Here is a 19182-nt window from a genome sequence, read left to right as displayed (position 1 = left end):
AACTCAACCAACTTCAGTCTGTGAAAGTAAGTATGGCAATAAATGCAAAATTTGCTTGGCGCTTCATTCTTTTTAGAGTAAGGATTTGCGAATGATGAGTTTTGCGTCAAATTTTCCGCTCGTGGGTGAAAAAGGGGCGTGTTTACTGGGGCTTATTTGAATATGGTGCAGAGGCTTGCACAAAAAGTTATGCACAATTTCTCTGCCATTAGCATTGAGCCCGCTTAATTGGGCGACTTAGTAGTGAAGTAGCGCAGGGGGCCATTTTCATTGCCCTGTATAAAAGTCTGCTCCCAAAGTTGGCCACACCCCCTCTGGTCGATGGTGATTACGGCGCTCGCGCGGGTGCCGTAGCCTCCATTGCGAAGCATTGGTTCTGTCGCCGAGCTATCGGCATCAATTTGAATGAATATAGGAGAGAGTGCCCGCTCAATCTTCAGTGGCAGTCCAGTATGGGGGAGTTGTTGGTCCGGCGCGGGGGTGCGATCTTTGAGTAGTGCCAGGGCTGGCTCCACAAAGCTCTCGATTGTTACCAGCTGGTCGGCCGCAGGTATTATTTCTGCCAGCCCCGCTTTGCCCCTCTCCACCTTTGGCCAGGGTTCGTCTGGTGCTCCGTTGGAGATACCGTGAATGCCCGGTTCAAAAGTAAATGGCTTGTGCCGGTTCCCGGCACAGAAGAGAGTGTTTTGATTCTGAATATCAAACAGCAGGGCGTTAAAGCCTCGATATTGCTGGGATTCCAAGTAGTGGATGAAATGCTCAGGGCTAATTTGTTGGCTGAGGAATTTCTGCGGTATTTCTCCGCGGGAAAGCGCTCCTACAGGTTCCGGTGTCCCAGGCTCCCGGATATTGGTTACAGCCGCGACCCGGCCGGGGGATACGCCGGCCCAGGTTCCCTGAGCTTCAAGGTCTCTACCCGCAATTAGCCCGGTCCCGGGCCAGTGCTCTGCTGCTGCGGTTGGCCTTTGATAAAACTCATCCCGATTGGCGATCAACAGCAGAGGGTATTTCGGGTGGCATTGATAGGCGAATAGCAGTAGACACATGGGGATCTTCCCTAGGGGCAAGCTGCCCTTCCACAGCGGGGGGCTTTACGACCATAATACGCCCTTTATTGGCAATCGCGATTCCCCCATGCTGACCTATCCCGAAATTGACCCGGTAGCCTTTGCAATAGGCCCCTTAAAAGTGCACTGGTATGGGCTGATGTACTTGGCTGGCTTTGTCGCGGCCTGGTGGTTGGCATTGCGCCGAAGTGCCAAACCCTGGTCACCGGTTATTAAATCCGAAGTTGAGGACTTGATTCTCTACTGTGCCATTGGTGTCGTTATCGGTGGCCGCTTGGGGTACATGTTCTTTTATAACTTCCCCCAGTTGCTCGAAGACCCGATATCACTGATCCGGTTGTGGGAAGGAGGGATGAGCTTCCACGGCGGGCTGATAGGGGTAATGTTGGCCACGGCACTCTATGCGCGCAAAATTGGTACAACCTTCCCGGCTCTAATTGATTTCGTTGCTCCTCTGGTGCCCATCGGTCTTGGGCTCGGGCGGATCGGTAATTTTATTGGCCAGGAGCTTTGGGGGCGTGAAACTGAAGGCCCTTGGGGCATGGTCTTTCCAAAGGACCCGGACCTTCTGGTCCGGCACCCATCCCAGCTGTATCAAGCCTTCCTTGAGGGGCTGGTTCTCTTTGCGCTGCTCTGGTGGTTCTCCAGTAAGCCGCGCCCTCGACTCGCGGTGGGCGGTATGTTCGTGACGCTCTACGGTGTATTCCGCTTCCTGGTGGAGTTTGTCCGGGAGCCCGATGGGCATATTGGTTTTGATTTATTTGGATGGATGACTCGTGGGCAGCTTTTGAGCCTGCCAATGATTATTGCCGGCATCGCATTGCTGGTGTGGAGTTATAAAACTCAGCCGCTTCCCGAGGGGCGAACTGAGCAGAAAGGTAAGAAAGCAGGGTCTTCCCGAGTTAAAGGCGGAGCATAGCAGTAGATGAAGCAGTATCTCGACCTAATGCGCCATGTGCGCGATAACGGCACCGTTAAAGGTGACCGCACCGGCACTGGTACTCTCAGTGTATTTGGCTATCAAATGCGCTTTAATTTGGCGGAGGGTTTTCCGCTGATCACCACTAAAAAGTGCCATTTACGCTCGATTATTCACGAACTTCTGTGGTTTTTGCAGGGGGATACCAATATCCGCTATCTGCAGGACAATAAGGTGCGGATTTGGGATGAGTGGGCGACAGAGGACGGTGATCTGGGCCCTGTATATGGCCATCAGTGGCGCTCCTGGCCCACTTCTGATGGTCGCCAGATCGACCAAATTGAGCAGTTGGTACACCAATTGAAAACCCGCCCGGACTCCCGGCGCCTGATGGTTAGCGCCTGGAACCCTGCGGATCTGCCAGATGAAGGTGTTTCACCTGCTGATAATGCCCGTGAAGGGCGCATGGCCCTGGCTCCCTGCCACGCCCTGTTCCAGTTCTATGTCGCTGATGGCAAGTTGTCCTGCCAGCTGTACCAGCGAAGCGCAGATATTTTCCTGGGGGTGCCTTTCAATATCGCCTCATACAGCCTGCTGACCCTTATGCTGGCACAGGTATGCGGTTTGAAGCCCGGCGATTTTATCCACACCTTTGGTGATGCTCACCTCTACTCCAACCATATGGAGCAGGTCGAACTGCAATTGCAGCGCGACCCTCTGCCTCTGCCGCAAATGCACTTGAATCCAGATGTGAAAGATCTGTTTTCTTTCCGCTTCGAGGACTTTGAACTCAAAGGTTACGAAGCCTTTCCACATATTCCAGCACCTGTAGCGGTTTAAGGGGCAGTAATGACGGTTTCTATTGCTTTGATTGCGGCGGTTGCCCGCAATGGTGCTATCGGTAAGGACAATGAGCTCCCCTGGCGCATCTCTGGCGATCTGCAGTTTTTTAAGCGGACCACTATGGGGAAGCCTGTAGTAATGGGACGAAAGACCTTTGAGTCTATTGGTCGCCCACTTCCGGGGCGCGTAAATATTGTCATTACGCGTAATACCGATTGGGTTGCGGATGGCGTTGAGGTGGTCCAGTCTCTGGATAAAGCCCTGAGTCTGGCTCAAGAAAGCGCCAAAGACAGTGGGGCAAGCGAGGTGATGGTCATTGGTGGAGCACAAATTTACCGCCAGGCACTGCCACTGGCTGCCCGTTTATATGTCACCGAAGTTGACGCAAATATCGACGGGGATGCATACTTTCCCGACATGGATGACTCCTGGGTCGAATCGGCACGAGAGTGTTACCCGGCCTCGGACAGGAATGAGTACAACTACTCATTAGTCCAATATGACAGATTTAAATAAAAACAATTTGATCAAAAGTTGATCGATCTGTTAAATTCTCCAACAGCCTACACAAGGAAAGTCGCCGCTAATGTGTGCAAGTAACCCGGGAATGTTACCCAAGTGTTACCTTGCTACCCAAGCGGGCCGATGCTGGCAATCGGCATTTGAATAATCAAATCGGCTGTTTACAATGTGCGGCTCTTAGCTGTCTTCTAACCAATGTTTTTAAAACAAAAGGACACCGCGTTGTGGCAGCTAACTCATCGCGACCATGTTGTGAAATATTGAACCCACTGGGGGGTCTAATGAAAACCAAGCGATTCATGGCTGTGGCGCTGACCACTGCGCTGTCTGCCGGCGCGCTCTACGGCAGCGTAGCCACTGCGGATACTCTCGATAATGTACTCGCCGTCGGCCAGCAGAAAACCACTGCGGCCCAGGCATCGCAAAAACGCATCGACAAGATTGCCGACGAAACCAGCAGCCTGCTGCAGGACTTCAAGGTGGTTAACAAAGAAATCGATGGTCTGCGCGTATACAACCGTCAGCTGGAAAAACAGCTGGCTAACCAGCTTGAAGTGATCAATGAGCTGGACGAGTCTATTGCCAACGTTACTGTCATTGAGCGTCAGATCCAGCCGCTGATTCTGCGTATGCTGGACGGTCTGGAGCAGTTCATTGAGCTGGATGCACCGTTTAAGCGCGATGAGCGTATTGCGAACCTCAACGGTGTTAAGAGCACCATGGACCGTTCCGATGTCAGTGTTGCGGAGAAGTTCCGCCAGGTGCTGGAACTGTACAACTTCGAAGCGGAATACGCCCGCAAGATCGACTCTTACCGCGATACCCTGACCATTGCTGGCCAGGAGCGTGAGGTAAGCGTTCTGCAAATCGGTCGTATCGCCCTGCTGGCACAGACGACAGATGCTCAAATTTCCCTCGCTTATGACAAAGAGCAGAAAAAGTTTGTTGAGATCGATGCTGGTGAATACCGTCGCGCTCTTATGAACGGTCTGAAAATTGCCAAGAAGCAGGCCACTATCGACATCATGACCATGCCGATCCCGGCTCCGGAGGCAGCGCAATGAAAACCTCTTTCGCCAAACGCATTTTAGTGGCGGCAGCAGCTGGCCTGATCAGTTTCTCCGCAGTTGCACAGGAGAAGGCCTCTTCTCTGGATGACCTGCTGAAAATGGTTCAGCAATCCAAAGTTGCCGAGTCCAAAGAACACAAGCAGCGTGAAGCTGAGTTCCGCCGCCAGAAGGCCAACCAGAATGCTCTGCTGAATCAAGCTAAAAACACTCGTACCGCTGAAGAAAAGCGCTCTGCTGAACTGGAAAAGAAATACCAGGAGCAGGAAGTGGCTGTAGACCAGAAACGTCAACAGCTGGATGAGCGTATGGGCTCCCTGAAAGAGCTGTTCGGTCATATGTCTTCTACCGCAGCTGACCTGCGCGCCAACATTGGCTCCTCTCTGGTTTCTGCCCAATACCCCGGTCGTACAGAGTTCATCGACGGTCTTCTGGCCAAGATGAATACTGCTACCAAACTGCCGACTATCGAGGAAATCGAGCGTCTGTGGTTTGAAATTCAGCGTGAAACTGTTGAATCCGGCAAAATCGTTAAGTTTAACGCAACCGTGATCAAGCCAAATGGTGAACAGGTTGATCAGGAAGTGGTTCGCGTAGGTAACTTCAACCTGGTTTCCAATGGTAAATACCTGGAAATGAACAATGCCTACAAAATGGCTGAGCTGATCCGTCAGCCGGACGCCAAGTTCCAGGGCATGGCTGAAGCTCTGCAAACCTCTACCGGTGGTTTCAGTGCCTTCGGTGTAGACCCGACTGGTCCTACCGGTGGCTCCTACCTGAAAGCTATGATCAACAGCCCGGACATCGTAGAGCGTTGGCACCAGGGTGACATCGTTGGTTACATCATCACTGCTGTTGGTGTTTTCGCGATGCTGCTGGCTATCTTCCGTCTGATCGTTCTGACTGGCGTCGGTGCTAAAGTAAATGCTCAGCTGCGTTCCTCTACTCCGAACACCAATAACCCACTGGGTCGTGTACTGGCTGTTGCGGAAGAGAACAAAGGTGTAGACGGCGAAACTCTCGAGCTGAAGATGGAAGAAGCAGTACTGAAAGAGCGTCCGGCAATCGAATCCGGCCTCAACCTGCTGAAGATCATCGCGATGGTTGCTCCTCTGCTAGGTCTGCTGGGTACTGTTACCGGTATGATCGTAACCTTCCAGGCGATCACTATCTTTGGTGCGGGCGATCCCAAGGCAATGGCCGGCGGTATTTCCTCAGCCCTGATCACCACCGTTCTCGGCCTGTGTGTTGCTATTCCGACAGTATTGATGCACACCATTGTAAATGCCCGTGCCAAGCGTGTTCTGCATATTCTTGAAGAGCAGAGCGCCGGTATCGTGGCAGAAAACGCCGAGCGCAAATAAGAGGAGGCGGCAACATGCACGCATTAATCGACGCATGGGCCGCCGTCAACGCCTTTATGGCGTCGGGCGGGCCAGTACTGTTCCTGATCGCCGGCCTGACCTTCTTTATGTGGACGCTGATTTTTGAACGTGTTTTCTACTTTAACAAAGGGTTGAAAAGTGACGTTCAAGGTGCGGTAGATCAATGGGAGGGGCGCGGTGAGCGCAAATCCTGGGCTTCGCACCAGATCCGTTATGCAATGATTTCCCGGGTATCCGAGAAAATTCAGGACAATATGGACATGATCCAAGCTTGTGTCGCCCTGGCCCCTTTGTTTGGGCTGTTGGGTACGGTTTGGGGCATGATCAACGTGTTCGATGTTCTCGCGATTACAGGTGGTGGTGACGCCAAGCAGATGGCCAGTGGTGTATCCATGGCAACTATCCCAACAATGGCGGGTATGGTTGCGGCCCTGTCAGGCGTATTTGCCAACACTTATCTAGCCCGTAAAGCTGAGCGTGAAACCCAGCTGCTGGAAGATCATCTGACAATGGATCACTAAGCATACACCAGCGAATAACTCCGTTTATTTGCTGTGAAGGTTTAGCCAAGCCAGATACTTTTGCCGGGGGCTCCCTGAGTCCCCGCTGGAAAAGTTCGCTAAGAGAGTTGCTATGAGCAAAAGACAAAATACGGCAGAAGAAGAAGCCGGCGCAATTGACCTCACGCCTATGCTGGACGTGGTGTTTATCATGCTGATCTTCTTTATCGTCACCGCGACCTTTATTAAGGAGCCAGGTGCTGATGTTGAGAAGCCGGAAGCGACAACCGCTGAACTCAAGGCCGCCTCTATCCTGGTAGCGATCAACGACAGTGACGAGGTTTGGATTGCTAAAGAGAAGGTTGATGAGCGCCAGGTAAGAATTGTCCTGGAGCGTCTCTACTCGGAAAACCCGAAAGGGTGGTTGGTAATTCAGCCCGATAAGGGAGCAAGCATTGAGAAGATTGCCCTGATTGCAGAAGCAGCCAGGAAGATTGGTATCAAGAAAGTTTCCGTCGCTACAGAGAAGAGTTAACAGCTATGAATCCGGTAAGACTTCTTGGGGCAGGTACATTGGCGGTAGCCACGACCTTTGGCCTCATCTTCACCATGCATCAGCTGATTGCAGCAAACATGAAAGCTCCTGAGGAAAAGGAAACTTTCAAAGTTGCCGATGTGGTGATGCCTGATACGAAGATTGAAACACAGTACGACACCGCCAAGCCGGTAAAACCAGACGAGCCAGACACTCCGCCGCCGGAGATGCCGGAGCCTGACTTCGAGGAACCGAATATTGATGGCAACATCAGTATTGCTGCTCCCAAAGCGGGTGGTGATGTTAAGCTGTCTGGCTTCAGTTTTGGCGAGGGTGATTACCTGCCCATCGTTAAAGTACAACCGCAATATCCTCGTCGCGCTCAGCAGCGTGGTATAGAAGGCTATGTAATCGTTGAATACACCGTAACGACTAATGGCTCTGTACGTGATCCGATAGTGATTGAGGCGTTTACGCTGAAGGGTAAACCCACAACTGTTTTCAATCGCGCAGCTTTGAAGTCCGCGTTGAAGTACAAGTACAAGCCGCGGGTAGTCGATGGCAAGCCGACCGAAGTTCCTAATGTTAGAACTAAGATCAGCTTTAACATGGCTAAGGACTAAAAGGGGGAAGCACTATGAAGTTGACGACCATCACTAAAGGTTTGTCCAAGTTCGCTCTGCGCACGTCAGTAGCGCTACCCTTGGTTCTGGCACCGACGGTCAGCGTTACCGTGCTCGACGCGGTAGGGGTGTCTGCTCCTTTCGCTTCTGCACAGGCGCAGGAACAGAAAAAGCCGAGCAAGCAAAAGACTCGTAAAGTTCCGGCAATGCGTGAAGCTGCGTATAAGAAGCTGGAGAAAGCCCAGGAAGCTGCTGATGCGGAGGATTGGCCGGCTGCACTTGTAGCGCTGAAAGAAATGGATGAGGCTAAGAAGCGCTTCAACGGTTATGAAGTTGCCCAGATGTATAACTTCTTCGGTGTTGTTTACTACAGCACTGAGCGTTACAAAGAGGCGATTCCCTATTTTAAAAAGGTGCTAGACCAGGGTGAAAAAAACCTGCCGGTTGCTTTGGAAGTAGGAACTTTATTTACACTGGCTCAGCTCTATTTTGTCACTGAGGATTACAAGCAGGCGATTAACTACCTGAACCAGTGGTTTAAGGTCTCCGATCGTATTACTGCTGATTCCTACGCTTTACGTGCCCAGGCTTATAACCAGGTTGGCAACCAGGCTAAGGCTCTCTCGGATATCAATATAGCGGTATCCATGTATGAAAAAGAGGGTAAGACACCTAAAGAAGCATGGTATGGATTGCAGCAATATGTTTATTTCGAGCGAAGCGACTACAAAAATGTAGCCGGTGTCTTGGAAAAACTGGTGCAGTACTATCCAAAGCCTGTGTACTACAAAACACTGGCGGCGATGTATGGCGAGTTGAAGCGTGACAAGGACCAGCTGCATATGATGGAAGCAGCTTACCTTGCCGGTGCTTTGGAAAAGGATAGAGACCTTTTGAATATGGGTTATCTCTTTATGGGGCATGAAATGCCTTATAAAGGGGCCAAGGTGATAGCTAAGGGTATTCAAGAGAAGAAGATCCCACATACAGCTAAAAATCTGGAAACCCTAGCTCAGGCCTACCAGATGGCACAAGAACTTCAGAAAGCTATTCCGCAGCTGGAAGCAGCAGCCCAGCTTTCTGATAAAGGTGAGATTTACTCGCGCCTGGCTGGTATCTACTTAGATTTGGATCAGAACGAAAAAGCCATCGCTATGGGCAAAAAAGCCATGGCCAAAGGCGGTGTTAAGCGTATTGATCAACTGCAAATTGTTATGGGTATGGCCAATGCCAACCTGAAGCGCTATGACTCAGCTTTGAAGAGCTTCAAGCTTGCACTGAAAAGTGAGAGATCTGAGAAAATGGCTAGGCAGTGGATTACCTTTATCGAAGGTGAACAGAAACGTGAGAAGCAGTTGGCAATTTAAAGCTAATTAACTTTTTAAGTTTCAAAAAAGCCGCGCAGTAATGCGCGGCTTTTTTATGCTTCTTTCTCTTCTCACGGCAATACAAAATTTTGAGATAACCTGTATTAACAGACTATTTGCATTTTTTTGCAAATTGGCCAATTATTAAAGACAGCTGATCAGCTTTTCCATTTTCGGCATATGAATGCCGCTTATCGCACCCTAACAATAATAGGAGAGGTGTTATGGACAGAGCTTGCCAGTCAATTTCCAACCCCTTATTTTTCCCCCCACATTTACTCGCGGGTTACACAAAGAGCCTGGGTTTTGCCGCTGCAATCACAGTTGGATTGATCTTTTTGATGAGTCAACTAGTAGCTACTGATATTGAGGAGCCCAAACTCAGCCTGTTGCCTGCGATAAAACCGGTACATATGCCAAAAAAAGAGATTGTTACCCAAACTTATGAGGAGCCTACACCGCCACAAGCTGTGCTGGAGCAGCCGACGATGCGGGTTGAGGAAACTGAGGTAACACCGGTTACGATGAAAGTAGTGATTGGTACGCCCACTCCTGATACCTCTACCGGGGTGCAAATATCGCGCGATCCTTTACCAGTTTATAAAGCTAAACCGCGATACCCCAATGCGGCACTGCGCAGGGGGATAGAGGGGTATGCCGTTGTAGAATTTACAGTAACCAAAACGGGGGCGGTACGTGACGCTCGTGTGGTTGGGGGCTATGACTCTAATGGTAATCCCACGAGGGTATTTGACCGCTCCGCTGTAGCCGCGGCAGAAAGATTTAAGTATCGACCCCAAATGGAGAATGGCCAGCCAGTGGAACGCTACGGGGTACGTAATCGAATCAGCTATAAAATAGCGGAATAAAAAAACGGCCCTTTGGGGCCGTTTTGTTTAGAGCAGTTTTAATCAATCAATTTCCCTCACCGCCCCGCGGTCTGCACTGGTGGCAAGCATGGCATAGGCTTTCAGTGCCTTGCTGACTTTACGAGGGCGCTTTTCTATGGGCTTCCATCCATTGGGATTTTCTTCCATTTCTCGGCGCCGCTTATCGAGTTCACTTTCCTCAATAGCGATTTCAATTTTCCTCGCTGGAATATCAATGCGTATTAGATCGCCATTGCGCACCAGAGCGATGTTACCTCCAGACGCCGCCTCCGGTGAAACATGTCCAATAGAGAGGCCTGAAGTACCGCCTGAGAAGCGGCCATCGGTAATCAATGCGCAGTGCTCACCGAGTCCCTTGGACTTTAAATAACTGGTGGGGTAGAGCATCTCCTGCATTCCAGGTCCGCCTTTAGGGCCCTCATAGCGGACGATAACAGCCTCGCCTTTACTGACCTTCCCTTCGAGGATATTGGAAACCGCCTCTTCCTGGCTTTCTACTACGTGTGCGGGGCCTTCGAATTTCCACAGCGACTCATCGACGCCGGAAGTCTTCACTACACAGCCATTGGGGGCCAGGTTACCAAAGAGAACGGCGAGCCCTCCCTCAGAGGAGTAGGCGTGCTCCGCAGAACGGATACAGCCACGCTGGCGGTCTGCATCTAAAGTGGACCAGCGGCATTCCTGGCTGAAAGCCGTTTGGGTGGGAATGCCTGCGGGTCCCGCGCGATAGAATTCCAGTACAGATTGGTCGTCTGTGCGGCAAATATCCCAGCGCGCAAGGGCATCGGCGAGTGAACCACCGTAGGCGGTTGGCAGCGAGGAGTCGATAAGACCTGCGGCCTCCAACTCCCCAAGGATAGCCATTACACCACCAGCGCGGTGTACATCTTCTATATGGTATTTCTCGGTATTGGGGGCAACTTTGCACAGCTGTGGAACCTCACGGGAGAGGCTGTCGATATCTTCCAGGGTGAAGTCAATCTCACCTTCCTGAGCGGTTGCCAGCAGGTGCAGGATGGTATTAGTGGAGCCTCCCATGGCGATATCGAGTGCCATGGCATTGCGGAAGGCTGTGCGGTTGGCGATATTGCGCGGCAGGGCACTCTCGTCATCCTGCTCATAATAGCGTTTGGTCAGGGTTACGATCTCGCGACCAGCGCGCAGGAATAGCTCCTTGCGGTCGGCGTGAGTCGCAAGCAAGGTGCCGTTACCAGGGAGTGAAAGCCCCAGGGCCTCGGTCAGGCAATTCATGGAGTTCGCTGTAAACATTCCTGAGCAGGAGCCGCAGGTCGGGCAGGCAGAGCGCTCATACTCAGCAACTTCCTCGTCGGAGGCCGTATCTGTAGCGGCGATCACCATAGCATCTACTAAGTCGAGCTTGTGGTCAGCCAGCTTGGTTTTGCCGGCCTCCATGGGGCCACCGGAGACAAAGATAACTGGAATGTTCAGGCGCATGGCTGCCATCATCATTCCCGGTGTAATCTTGTCACAGTTGGAGATACAAACCAGGGCGTCGGCACAGTGGGCATTGACCATATACTCCACTGAGTCAGCGATAATTTCGCGGCTGGGCAGGCTATAGAGCATGCCGTCGTGACCCATTGCGATACCGTCATCCACAGCGATCGTATTGAACTCCTTGGCCACGCCGCCGGCGCGTTCAATCTCCCTTGCGACAAGCTGACCCATATCCTTTAGGTGTACGTGTCCGGGGACAAACTGGGTAAAGGAGTTTGCGATGGCAATGATTGGCTTATGGAAGTCCTCGTCCGTCATACCGGTGGCACGCCACAAGGCGCGGGCTCCGGCCATATTGCGACCGGCGGTAGAGGTGCGGGAGCGGTATTGGGGCATAGTCACAGATTCCAGCTGGCAACAATGAATGCGCCAGCTTAGCAAAAAACGGACTTTCCTGGGATGTTTTTGCGCCCAAACTACCCATCAAAGGAGTAATAAGGATAGATATTTCAAATTTCTATGACTAAGTGGAGTGACTTTTCCCCAGGCGTTTACGCAGGATTCTCGAATTGCGCTGAATGTTGTACAGGGACTTTCGCGCGGTAGGCAGCTCACTGATACCGACTTGCTCAAAACCCTGCTCGATAAACCAGTGCTCTGTCTGGGTGGTGAGGACGTAGAGCTCATCAACCTGGACTGTTTGCGCCTGTCTCTCAAGGTGGCGCATCAGCTTGGCTCCACGCCCGCCACCGCGAAATTCCGGGTGGCTGGCAAGGCAGGCAACTTCGGCTGCTGTGGTAGTGCCCTTATCATCCTTAATGGGATACAGAGCTGCACAGGCAACTGGAGTGCCATCCACTTCCACAAGCGTGAAGTGTTCAATTTCCGCCTCGAGCTTCTCGCGGGAGCGCCGTACCAAAACGCCATCTTTCTCTAACGGGCGGATCAGTCCAAGAATGCCGCCCACATCGGTAATTCGCGCTCTGCGCACAACTTCGTAGCTGTCCCGGTAAATCATGGTACCGGCCCCTTCACGGCGGAACAGCTCCTGAATTAAGGCGCCGTTTTTACAAAAGCTAAGTAGGTGTGTACGGGCGATCCCTGCATTACAGGCTCGAATGGCGCAGCGCAGGGTTGCGCTTTGCACCTTGGGTGAAACCTGTTCTGCCTGCAAAATACTTAACTCGTGTACCGGATTTCCGTCCACTTGAAGTTGCTCAGGTTCACGGAATAGTACTAGTTTCTCGGCACGCAATACCCTGGAAGCCTCAGCGGCCAGATCCAGGTAATTAATATTGAAAAGCTCCCCGGTCAGGGATGTGCCCAGGGGAGAAAGGAGTACCAGGGAACCCTGATCCAGGTTTTGCTCCAAAGTGCTGGTGTCCATACGCCGTACGGTGCCGGTCCAGCCCAGGTCTACGCCATCGAGCACGCCACTGGGGCGAGCGGTCACAAAATTGCCCGAGACTACCTTGAGGGCCGAACGCGCCATTGGTGAATCTGGCAGTCCCTGGGAAAAAGCAGCTTCAATATCGAAGCGCAGTTTGCCCACGACGGACTTAACAATTTCCAATGTCTCTCGATTGGTAATACGCTGGCTCTCGTGAAATCGATTTTCAATGCCGCGCTCATCCAGGGCTCGATTAATTTGTTCCCGCGCGCCGTGCACAACAACCAAGCGAACCCCCAGGCTGGCAAGCAGTGCCATATCGTGTACTAGATTGCGGAAATTGGCGTGCTCTAAAGCGTCGCCGGGGATACCAATTACTAAAGTGCGACCGCGCAGGTCGTTGATGTAAGGTGCCGCGTGGCGAAACCAGTTCAGGGAGGCGTTATCGTCGCTCACTAATTCTTACCGTGTGCAAGTCTTGTGGTGTTAAAGCCCCGGAGGCTGTCGCAGGCAGATTAAAGGCAAAAGCGGCCAATCAAGTCGCGCAGAATGTTGACCATAGGGTTGATACGATCCAGGGCGAGAAATTCATCCGGCTGATGAGCTTGGTCAATATCGCCGGGGCCGAGCACGATAGTGTCAATATTCAAACTCTTCAAGTAGGGCGCTTCAGTACCAAAGGCAACACTTTCAGCGGGATGGCCACAAAGTTGTTCTGCGACTTTTACTAACTCTGAATGGGCATCCTGTTCAAAGGGCGCAGTGCCAGGGAATAAAGAGGCCACTTCCACCTGAATTTTATTGTCTTGTGGAATGGTAAGGATACGTTTGTTTAGTTCTTCCCGCAGGTCCGTAAGCTGCATTCCTGGCAACGGGCGAATATCAAACTGGAGTTCTGTATGGCCGCAGATCCGATTGGGATTGTCACCCCCATGGATACAGCCTAAGTTCATCGTGGGTACTGGAACGGCGAATCCGGGGTTGTTGTATTTTTGCTGCCACTCTTTTCGCAGTGTTAATAGCTCACCGATAACTTTATGCATGGCCTCGAGCGCGTTGGCCCCCAAACTGGGATCTGATGAGTGGCCGGATTGCCCGGTAATACGCACTGCTTCCATCATAACCCCCTTGTGCATACGTATCGGGCGAAGCCCGGTGGGCTCACCAATTACCGCGTAGCGCGCTTGGGGTTTGCCAGCCTGCACCAGGGCACGGGCACCACTCATACTTGTTTCTTCATCGGCTGTTGCCAAAACAATCAATGGTTTTTGTAAAGGCTTATCGAGAAAAGTCTGCACAGCCTCGATCACCAGAGGGAAAAAACCCTTCATATCACTGGTGCCGAGACCGTATAAGCGGTTGTCGCGCTCTAAAACCTTAAAGGGGTCCGATTGCCAGCGCCCCGCATCAAAGGGGACTGTATCAGTATGTCCGGATAGAACGAGTCCGCCTTTATCACCATTTATACCGCCGAGAGTAGCAATCATATTGGCTTTGTTGGGAGAGCCCTTTAAAGGCATTATCTCTACATTGAAACCAAGTCCTTCCAACCATCCACCCAGTAGCTCAACCACTGGGCGGTTACCCATATCCAGGGAAGGATCGGTTGCACTGACACTGGGGCAGGCAATCAGTTGATGTAATTGGGTCTTCAGGTCAGGTACTGCGATACTCGCCATGGTGACTTTCCCTACTCTTGTTGCGCCATTCATTCAAGATAACAGCGGCTCCGATCAGTCCTCCCCCAAGGGCGAGACGGGTCAGATCGGCATCCCGATTCCAGATTAACAGATTTACCAACAAGCCAACGGGAATCAGTGCATTATTCATTGCGGCCAGGGTACCAGTAGAGACCTGCGTAGCACCCTTGTTCCACAAAAAGTACCCCAGACCTGATGCCACCAATCCCAACCAGAGTAGAACACCCCATTGCTGTGAGCCCTGTGGGTACTGCGGTTTCCCAAGCAGGAGCCAGGCAATAACAGTGATCAAGCTGGCGCCGACAAAAAACCAAGCGAAGGTTTGTCTCGGGAGGAGGCCTTGCTCTCTGGACATCAGGCGCTTGTATGCCACCTGCCCCACGGCAAAACATAAGTTGGCACCCTGGACGACTGCAAACCCAATCCAAAAGTCGTTACTGGGAGAGCCCCAGCGAATAGTGGCTGCTCCCAATACGGCTACGGCTGCGATAGTGAGGTTCCAGACAGAAAAGTGCCTGTTAAGGAAGTCCTCAAGGGCGGTGATATACAGGGGAGTGAAAATAGTAAATAGAAGTACTTCGGGGACACTGAGCAGTAAGAATGACTGGTAGTAAAACAAGTACATCAGCCCCAGTTGTACAGCACCGATCACAATTAAACGTATCGCGGTACGGGGAGGGCAACCCTTCCATTTCAGCATGGGTAGAAATACCGCTGTGGCAAGGAGCACCCGTGTCATTGCGGAAAAATAGCTATCCACCTGTCCGGCCAGGTAGGCGCCTATCAAACTGAAGGAAAAGGCCCACAGAAGAGTGACAAACAACAGTAATGGCATCAGGGTGAATTCGCAGGCATAGATTGGTCGGCGGGCTCGGCCCAGTTTATTTCCCTAAATATTAATGCCAGAGGAGCGAAATAGATATCGACAGGAAGCCTTACTAAAGTGGTGGATATGAGAGGCATAAAAAAGGGGGCTTTAGCCCCCTTTGCTGATCTGCTCTGTGTGCTGCTTCGGTTTTAGCCGAACAAGCCTTTGAAGAAGTAGAAGAACAGGATCGCAATACCTGCACCCGCTGGGAGGGTGACTACCCAGGATGCGGCGATAGTGGTGATCATACGCAGGTTCAGGGCGCCAATACCCCGCGCCAGGCCAACACCCAATACCGCGCCCACCAAGGTGTGAGTTGTGGAGATTGGCAGGCCTGTACCAGAAGCCAGTACGACGGTGGAGGCCGCACCCAGCTCGGCAGCGAAGCCACGGCTCGGTGTCAGCTCGGTGATTTTCTTACCGATAGTGGCCATTACCTTAAAGCCGTATGTCGCCAGGCCCACCACGATACCGATACCGCCGAGCAGCAATATCCAGGAAGGCATAGTGGATTTAACGGTGATAGCGCCGCTCTGGATGGTGTTAACTACGGCAGCCAGAGGACCAACGGCGTTGGCGACATCGTTGGAGCCGTGAGCGAAGGCCATGGCACAGGCGGTGAAGACCATCAGGATCGCAAATACGCGCTCGACGTTGGCGAAACGATTTTCAGCTTCAGCTGCCGGGTCCCGCTGGACGCGCTTGAGCATGGTGACCCCGATACCGGCGACAGCAAGGCCCACCAGGGCGGCAATACCGGCATCCTGGATAAAGCTGAGCTGGATATTGGCATCTTTAAGAACGTGCTTGAGGCCCTTGGTAAGGGTCACCATGGCAATCATCCAGCCCACTGCAAACATGTAGAAGGGGATGTAGCGCTTGGCATTGTTGAAGGGGTCTTCCGTGTCTAGGATCAGGCGCTGGACACTGCGGAACAACAGGAAAGACAGGGTGCCCGCGAGAACTGGGGAGACCACCCAGCTAGCCACGATGCTGCCCACTTTCCCCCAGGCCACTGCATCTGGGGATATACCTACCGCAGAGAAGCCGACAATTGCGCCGACAATAGAATGGGTGGTGGATACCGGCCAGCCGAGAATACTGGCTACCAGCAGCCAGGTGCCCGCCGCCAGCAGTGCCGAAAGCATACCGTATACCAACAGCTGCGGTTGGGCGGCGAAGACTTCAGAATCGATAATGCCTTTGCGGATGGTTGCGGTAACCTCTCCGCCTGCCAAATAGGCGCCGGCAAACTCAAAGATCATGGCGATAACAATCGCCTGCTTGATAGTCAGTGCACGGGAACCTACGGAGGTACCCATGGCGTTGGCTACGTCGTTGGCACCGACGCCCCAGGCCATAAAGAAGCCTGCTACACAGGCCAAAATCAATAATATATGGCCGTATTGACTAATAATTTCCACGCCAAACCCCCTAACGTGCTAACAACAACTGCAATCGGTTGCCCACGCTGTGGGCGCGATCGGCGAGTTCACCGATCCATTCAATAACCCGGTAGAGGAACATAACGTCCACCGGAGGTAAGTCTTTCTCAATAGCAAACAACGACGCGCGAATTTCGACTTCAAGCTTGTCTGACTTGCGCTCCAGTTCATCCAGCTCTTCGGTCATGCGTTTGGCGATATCCACCTCGCGCCCGGCAAAGCCGCTTTCCAGCAACTCGTCCAGTTCGTTGATCGCGCGCAGTGCCTGTGCAGAGGTGGCGACAGCGCTCTCCACAAAGGTGGTCATCAAGGATTGGAGAGGTGCGGGAATCTGCATCTTCCTACCTACAGCCAGACCAGCAATATCCTGGGCAGTGTTGGCTACCTCATCCTGGGCATGCAGCAATTCCAGCAAGTCGGTCCTGGACACTGGCATAAACAGGCTGTCCGGCAGATGCAGGCGCAGGTCTCTCTTGATATCGTCAGCGCGATTCTCCGAGGCGGAGATGCGCAGTTGGATCTGTTCTGCCTCTTTGAGGTCACCTTTGATCAGTGCTTCAAAGAAGGGGATCAGGTCAGCCGATGCCTCGTGGGCCGTAGCCATATGCTTCTCGATTGGCTTAATCGGAGAGCGGCCAAATAAGTTGGCAATATTCGACAGGGCCATGGTTAGCTCCATTGCTCAGAATGCGAAAACGGCGGCATGGTACCCCAATCGGGGCAACTTCGTAACAGTGCGTTAACAGCGCACTTTCACAGCTTGATGATAGGGCTACAATGCAACGTCGCCATATGAGAATAAAGGGGTTGCCAATGGCAGAGAGCAGAGTTGCAGACCGCATACTTGAACTGCGCGGATTACTGGAAGATTTGGTGGGGCAGGGCTTTATTAGCCGAGAGGATGCCAACCGCATTGTCGGGACTCCGCGGACAGCAGAACAGGCCCAGATGCACCCGCTCAGCTATATCGCCAGTTGTGACCTGGCCAACCGCAAGCAACCGGGTAGTCTGCTCAATAGCGAATCCCTCAGTGCCTGGTTAGCGGAGAGCTCTTCCCACCCCTTGTATCATATTGATCCTCTGAAGGTTAATGTGAGCGCTGTCACCGAGGTGATGAGCTTTCAATTTGCCAAGCGACACCAAATTCTCTGTGTCGAGGCGAGTACGGAAGAGCTTCTGGTGGCAACAGCTCAACCGTTTACCCATGGCTGGGAAGAGCAGCTGGAACATACCACCGGCCGCAGGGTCCGCCGTGTGGTAGCTGATCCGGCCGATATCAAACGACACTGCGTCGAGTTTTACTCCCTTTCCAATTCAATCTCTGGTGCAAGCGGCCTTCAGGGAACCTCAGCGGCAAATAATTTTGAACAGTTGCTGGAGTTGGGCGCCTTAAAGGACCCTGAAGCTAACGATCAACACATCGTCAATATCGTCGATTGGTTGTTGCAGCACGCCTTTGACCAGCGCGCCAGTGATATCCATATTGAACCACGCCGGGAAGTGGGACGTATTCGCTTTCGTATCGATGGCGTATTGCACCCAATTCATGAGCTTCCAGACCAGGTAAATGCTGCGGTTACCAGTCGCCTGAAAATCCTCGGGCGCATGAATGTGGCGGAGAAACGCAAACCTCAGGATGGCCGTATCAAGACAAAAAGGCCAGATGGCAGCGAAGTGGAGCTGCGCCTCTCCACACTTCCCACAGCCTTTGGCGAGAAGCTGGTAATGCGGATCTTCGATCCAGAGGTTCTCGCGCGATCTTATTCCGACCTGGGACTGGGTGGTGATGACTTGGCTCGTTGGCAGGCGATGCTGTCACGGCCCAATGGTATCGTATTGGTCACCGGCCCTACCGGTTCGGGAAAAACCACCACTTTGTATACAGGCCTCAAGCAGTTGGCCACCAGTGCGGTGAATGTCTCTACAGTTGAAGATCCTATCGAAATGGTGGAAGAGAGCTTTAACCAAACCCAGGTTCACCATGCTATTGGTTTTGATTTTGCTGCAGGTATCAGAACCCTGATGCGTCAGGACCCCGACATCATCATGGTTGGTGAAATTCGTGACCTGGAAACTGCTCAGATGGCAGTACAAGCGGCACTGACAGGCCACCTGGTTATCTCAACCCTACATACCAATGACGCTCCAACAGCGGTTACCCGCTTATTGGACCTGGGCTTGCCGCATTATTTGTTGAAGTCCACCATTCTCGGGGTGATGGCCCAGCGCTTGGTACGGACACTATGTCCCAGTTGCAAGCAGGAAGACAAAATTGAAGAGGCCGATTGGCAGTCTCTGGTGAAACCCTGGAGGGCGCCGTTGCCGGACAAAGTCTACCGGCCGGAAGGTTGCCTGGAGTGTCGTAATACGGGCTATCGTGGGCGTCAGGGAATTTATGAAATCCTGCCATTTAGCGAGTCGGTACAAGCTATTGTCACCTCCGATTGTGATTTACAGCAACTGCGGCGCCAGGCGATGCGCGAAGGTATGAATAGCTTGAGGCTTTCCGGCGCGAAAAAAGTAGCGGCGGGTTTGACCACTGTGGCAGAGGTATTGAGGGTGGCCCCACCGCCGGATATCGCTTTCTAGCTTGGGTGGCCTCT

At 52.5% G+C, this 19182-nt stretch carries 18 protein-coding genes; 11 read left to right on the top strand and 7 right to left on the bottom strand.

From position 1 onward, the window contains the following. Positions 1-224: 224 nt before the first annotated feature. Positions 225-1046, bottom strand: a complete 822-nt coding sequence (locus ACJJIQ_RS18285; protein WP_445362662.1) for an NRDE family protein — start codon at positions 1044-1046, stop codon at positions 225-227. Positions 1047-1134: 88 nt separating this feature from the next. On the opposite strand from ACJJIQ_RS18285, the gene lgt reads away from it, so the two are divergent. From lgt to ACJJIQ_RS18235, 10 genes are all read left to right on the top strand, one after another. Further along, positions 1135-1986 carry a prolipoprotein diacylglyceryl transferase gene (lgt, locus tag ACJJIQ_RS18280; RefSeq protein ID WP_413665894.1) on the top strand — a complete coding sequence of 284 codons (852 nt, stop codon included), beginning with the start codon at positions 1135-1137 and terminating at the stop codon, positions 1984-1986. 6 nt (positions 1987-1992) lie between these two features. Further along, the gene (locus ACJJIQ_RS18275; RefSeq protein WP_445362661.1) at positions 1993-2826 is read left to right on the top strand and encodes a thymidylate synthase; all 834 of its coding nucleotides are present in this window, start codon (positions 1993-1995) and stop codon (positions 2824-2826) included. A 9-nt stretch (positions 2827-2835) separates the two neighbouring features. Beyond that, on the top strand, positions 2836-3345 hold the full coding sequence (locus tag ACJJIQ_RS18270) for a dihydrofolate reductase (RefSeq protein WP_445362660.1): 510 nt from the start codon (positions 2836-2838) through the stop codon (positions 3343-3345). Between the two features lie 287 nt (positions 3346-3632). After that, positions 3633-4415, top strand: a complete 783-nt coding sequence (locus tag ACJJIQ_RS18265) for a DUF3450 domain-containing protein (RefSeq protein ID WP_445362659.1) — start codon at positions 3633-3635, stop codon at positions 4413-4415. Further along, positions 4412-5782, top strand: a complete 1371-nt coding sequence (locus ACJJIQ_RS18260) for a MotA/TolQ/ExbB proton channel family protein (RefSeq protein ID WP_444895888.1) — start codon at positions 4412-4414, stop codon at positions 5780-5782. Before ACJJIQ_RS18265 ends, ACJJIQ_RS18260 begins: the two co-directional genes overlap by 4 nt. A 14-nt stretch (positions 5783-5796) precedes the next feature. After that, positions 5797-6324: a MotA/TolQ/ExbB proton channel family protein gene (locus ACJJIQ_RS18255; protein ID WP_108734755.1), complete on the top strand. Its 528-nt coding sequence runs from the start codon at positions 5797-5799 to the stop codon at positions 6322-6324. A 112-nt stretch (positions 6325-6436) separates the two neighbouring features. Then, on the top strand, positions 6437-6838 hold the full coding sequence (locus ACJJIQ_RS18250; RefSeq protein WP_108734754.1) for an ExbD/TolR family protein: 402 nt from the start codon (positions 6437-6439) through the stop codon (positions 6836-6838). Positions 6839-6843: 5 nt separating this feature from the next. Continuing rightward, positions 6844-7461 carry an energy transducer TonB gene (locus ACJJIQ_RS18245; protein ID WP_444895889.1) on the top strand — a complete coding sequence of 206 codons (618 nt, stop codon included), beginning with the start codon at positions 6844-6846 and terminating at the stop codon, positions 7459-7461. A 14-nt stretch (positions 7462-7475) separates the two neighbouring features. After that, positions 7476-8828 (top strand): tetratricopeptide repeat protein, encoded by a 1353-nt coding sequence (locus ACJJIQ_RS18240; protein WP_445362658.1) that lies wholly within the window; start codon positions 7476-7478, stop codon positions 8826-8828. 224 nt (positions 8829-9052) lie between these two features. Then, positions 9053-9697 (top strand): TonB family protein, encoded by a 645-nt coding sequence (locus ACJJIQ_RS18235; protein ID WP_445362657.1) that lies wholly within the window; start codon positions 9053-9055, stop codon positions 9695-9697. A 42-nt stretch (positions 9698-9739) separates the two neighbouring features. On the opposite strand, the gene ilvD is transcribed toward ACJJIQ_RS18235, so the two are convergent. The 6 genes from ilvD to ACJJIQ_RS18205 all read right to left on the bottom strand — a co-directional run bounded on the left by ilvD (position 9740) and on the right by ACJJIQ_RS18205 (position 17246). Beyond that, complete coding sequence (ilvD, locus tag ACJJIQ_RS18230; RefSeq protein WP_445362656.1) at positions 9740-11572, bottom strand: dihydroxy-acid dehydratase; 1833 nt, start codon at positions 11570-11572, stop codon at positions 9740-9742. Between the two features lie 127 nt (positions 11573-11699). After that, on the bottom strand, positions 11700-13022 hold the full coding sequence (gene argA / locus ACJJIQ_RS18225; protein WP_445362655.1) for an amino-acid N-acetyltransferase: 1323 nt from the start codon (positions 13020-13022) through the stop codon (positions 11700-11702). A 59-nt stretch (positions 13023-13081) separates the two neighbouring features. Beyond that, positions 13082-14245, bottom strand: coding sequence for an acetylornithine deacetylase (gene argE / locus ACJJIQ_RS18220; RefSeq protein WP_445362654.1), 1164 nt, complete (start codon positions 14243-14245; stop codon positions 13082-13084). Beyond that, on the bottom strand, positions 14223-15101 hold the full coding sequence (locus tag ACJJIQ_RS18215) for a carboxylate/amino acid/amine transporter (RefSeq protein WP_445362653.1): 879 nt from the start codon (positions 15099-15101) through the stop codon (positions 14223-14225). Before ACJJIQ_RS18215 ends, argE begins: the two co-directional genes overlap by 23 nt. A gap of 182 nt (positions 15102-15283) precedes the next feature. Beyond that, entirely contained in the window at positions 15284-16558 is a 1275-nt protein-coding gene (locus ACJJIQ_RS18210) for an inorganic phosphate transporter (protein ID WP_282930993.1), read from the bottom strand. 10 nt (positions 16559-16568) lie between these two features. Beyond that, positions 16569-17246 (bottom strand): TIGR00153 family protein, encoded by a 678-nt coding sequence (locus ACJJIQ_RS18205; protein WP_413663563.1) that lies wholly within the window; start codon positions 17244-17246, stop codon positions 16569-16571. A gap of 146 nt (positions 17247-17392) precedes the next feature. Here ACJJIQ_RS18205 and tfpB point away from each other — a divergent pair, with 146 nt between their 5' ends. Next, positions 17393-19168, top strand: coding sequence for a type IV pilus assembly ATPase TfpB (tfpB, locus tag ACJJIQ_RS18200; protein ID WP_445362652.1), 1776 nt, complete (start codon positions 17393-17395; stop codon positions 19166-19168). Positions 19169-19182 lie beyond the last annotated feature (14 nt).

It is taken from the genome of Microbulbifer maximicatervae (SeqCode) (assembly GCF_052468295.1).
Note: the sequence above shows the minus strand (reverse complement) of the source record. Positions and strands in the feature narration are given on the sequence as shown.

Bases quoted from the DNA above. Each gene is read 5' to 3' on its own strand.
- ACJJIQ_RS18285 (WP_445362662.1), bottom strand. From the start codon at position 1,046: ATGTGTCTACTGCTATTCGCCTATCAATGCCACCCGAAATACCCTCTG.
- lgt (WP_413665894.1), top strand. From the start codon at position 1,135: ATGCTGACCTATCCCGAAATTGACCCGGTAGCCTTTGCAATAGGCCCC.
- ACJJIQ_RS18275 (WP_445362661.1), top strand. From the start codon at position 1,993: ATGAAGCAGTATCTCGACCTAATGCGCCATGTGCGCGATAACGGCACC.
- ACJJIQ_RS18270 (WP_445362660.1), top strand. From the start codon at position 2,836: ATGACGGTTTCTATTGCTTTGATTGCGGCGGTTGCCCGCAATGGTGCT.
- ACJJIQ_RS18265 (WP_445362659.1), top strand. From the start codon at position 3,633: ATGAAAACCAAGCGATTCATGGCTGTGGCGCTGACCACTGCGCTGTCT.
- ACJJIQ_RS18260 (WP_444895888.1), top strand. From the start codon at position 4,412: ATGAAAACCTCTTTCGCCAAACGCATTTTAGTGGCGGCAGCAGCTGGC.
- ACJJIQ_RS18255 (WP_108734755.1), top strand. From the start codon at position 5,797: ATGCACGCATTAATCGACGCATGGGCCGCCGTCAACGCCTTTATGGCG.
- ACJJIQ_RS18250 (WP_108734754.1), top strand. From the start codon at position 6,437: ATGAGCAAAAGACAAAATACGGCAGAAGAAGAAGCCGGCGCAATTGAC.
- ACJJIQ_RS18245 (WP_444895889.1), top strand. From the start codon at position 6,844: ATGAATCCGGTAAGACTTCTTGGGGCAGGTACATTGGCGGTAGCCACG.
- ACJJIQ_RS18240 (WP_445362658.1), top strand. From the start codon at position 7,476: ATGAAGTTGACGACCATCACTAAAGGTTTGTCCAAGTTCGCTCTGCGC.
- ACJJIQ_RS18235 (WP_445362657.1), top strand. From the start codon at position 9,053: ATGGACAGAGCTTGCCAGTCAATTTCCAACCCCTTATTTTTCCCCCCA.
- ilvD (WP_445362656.1), bottom strand. From the start codon at position 11,572: ATGCCCCAATACCGCTCCCGCACCTCTACCGCCGGTCGCAATATGGCC.
- argE (WP_445362654.1), bottom strand. From the start codon at position 14,245: ATGGCGAGTATCGCAGTACCTGACCTGAAGACCCAATTACATCAACTG.
- ACJJIQ_RS18215 (WP_445362653.1), bottom strand. From the start codon at position 15,101: ATGCCATTACTGTTGTTTGTCACTCTTCTGTGGGCCTTTTCCTTCAGT.
- ACJJIQ_RS18205 (WP_413663563.1), bottom strand. From the start codon at position 17,246: ATGGCCCTGTCGAATATTGCCAACTTATTTGGCCGCTCTCCGATTAAG.
- tfpB (WP_445362652.1), top strand. From the start codon at position 17,393: ATGGCAGAGAGCAGAGTTGCAGACCGCATACTTGAACTGCGCGGATTA.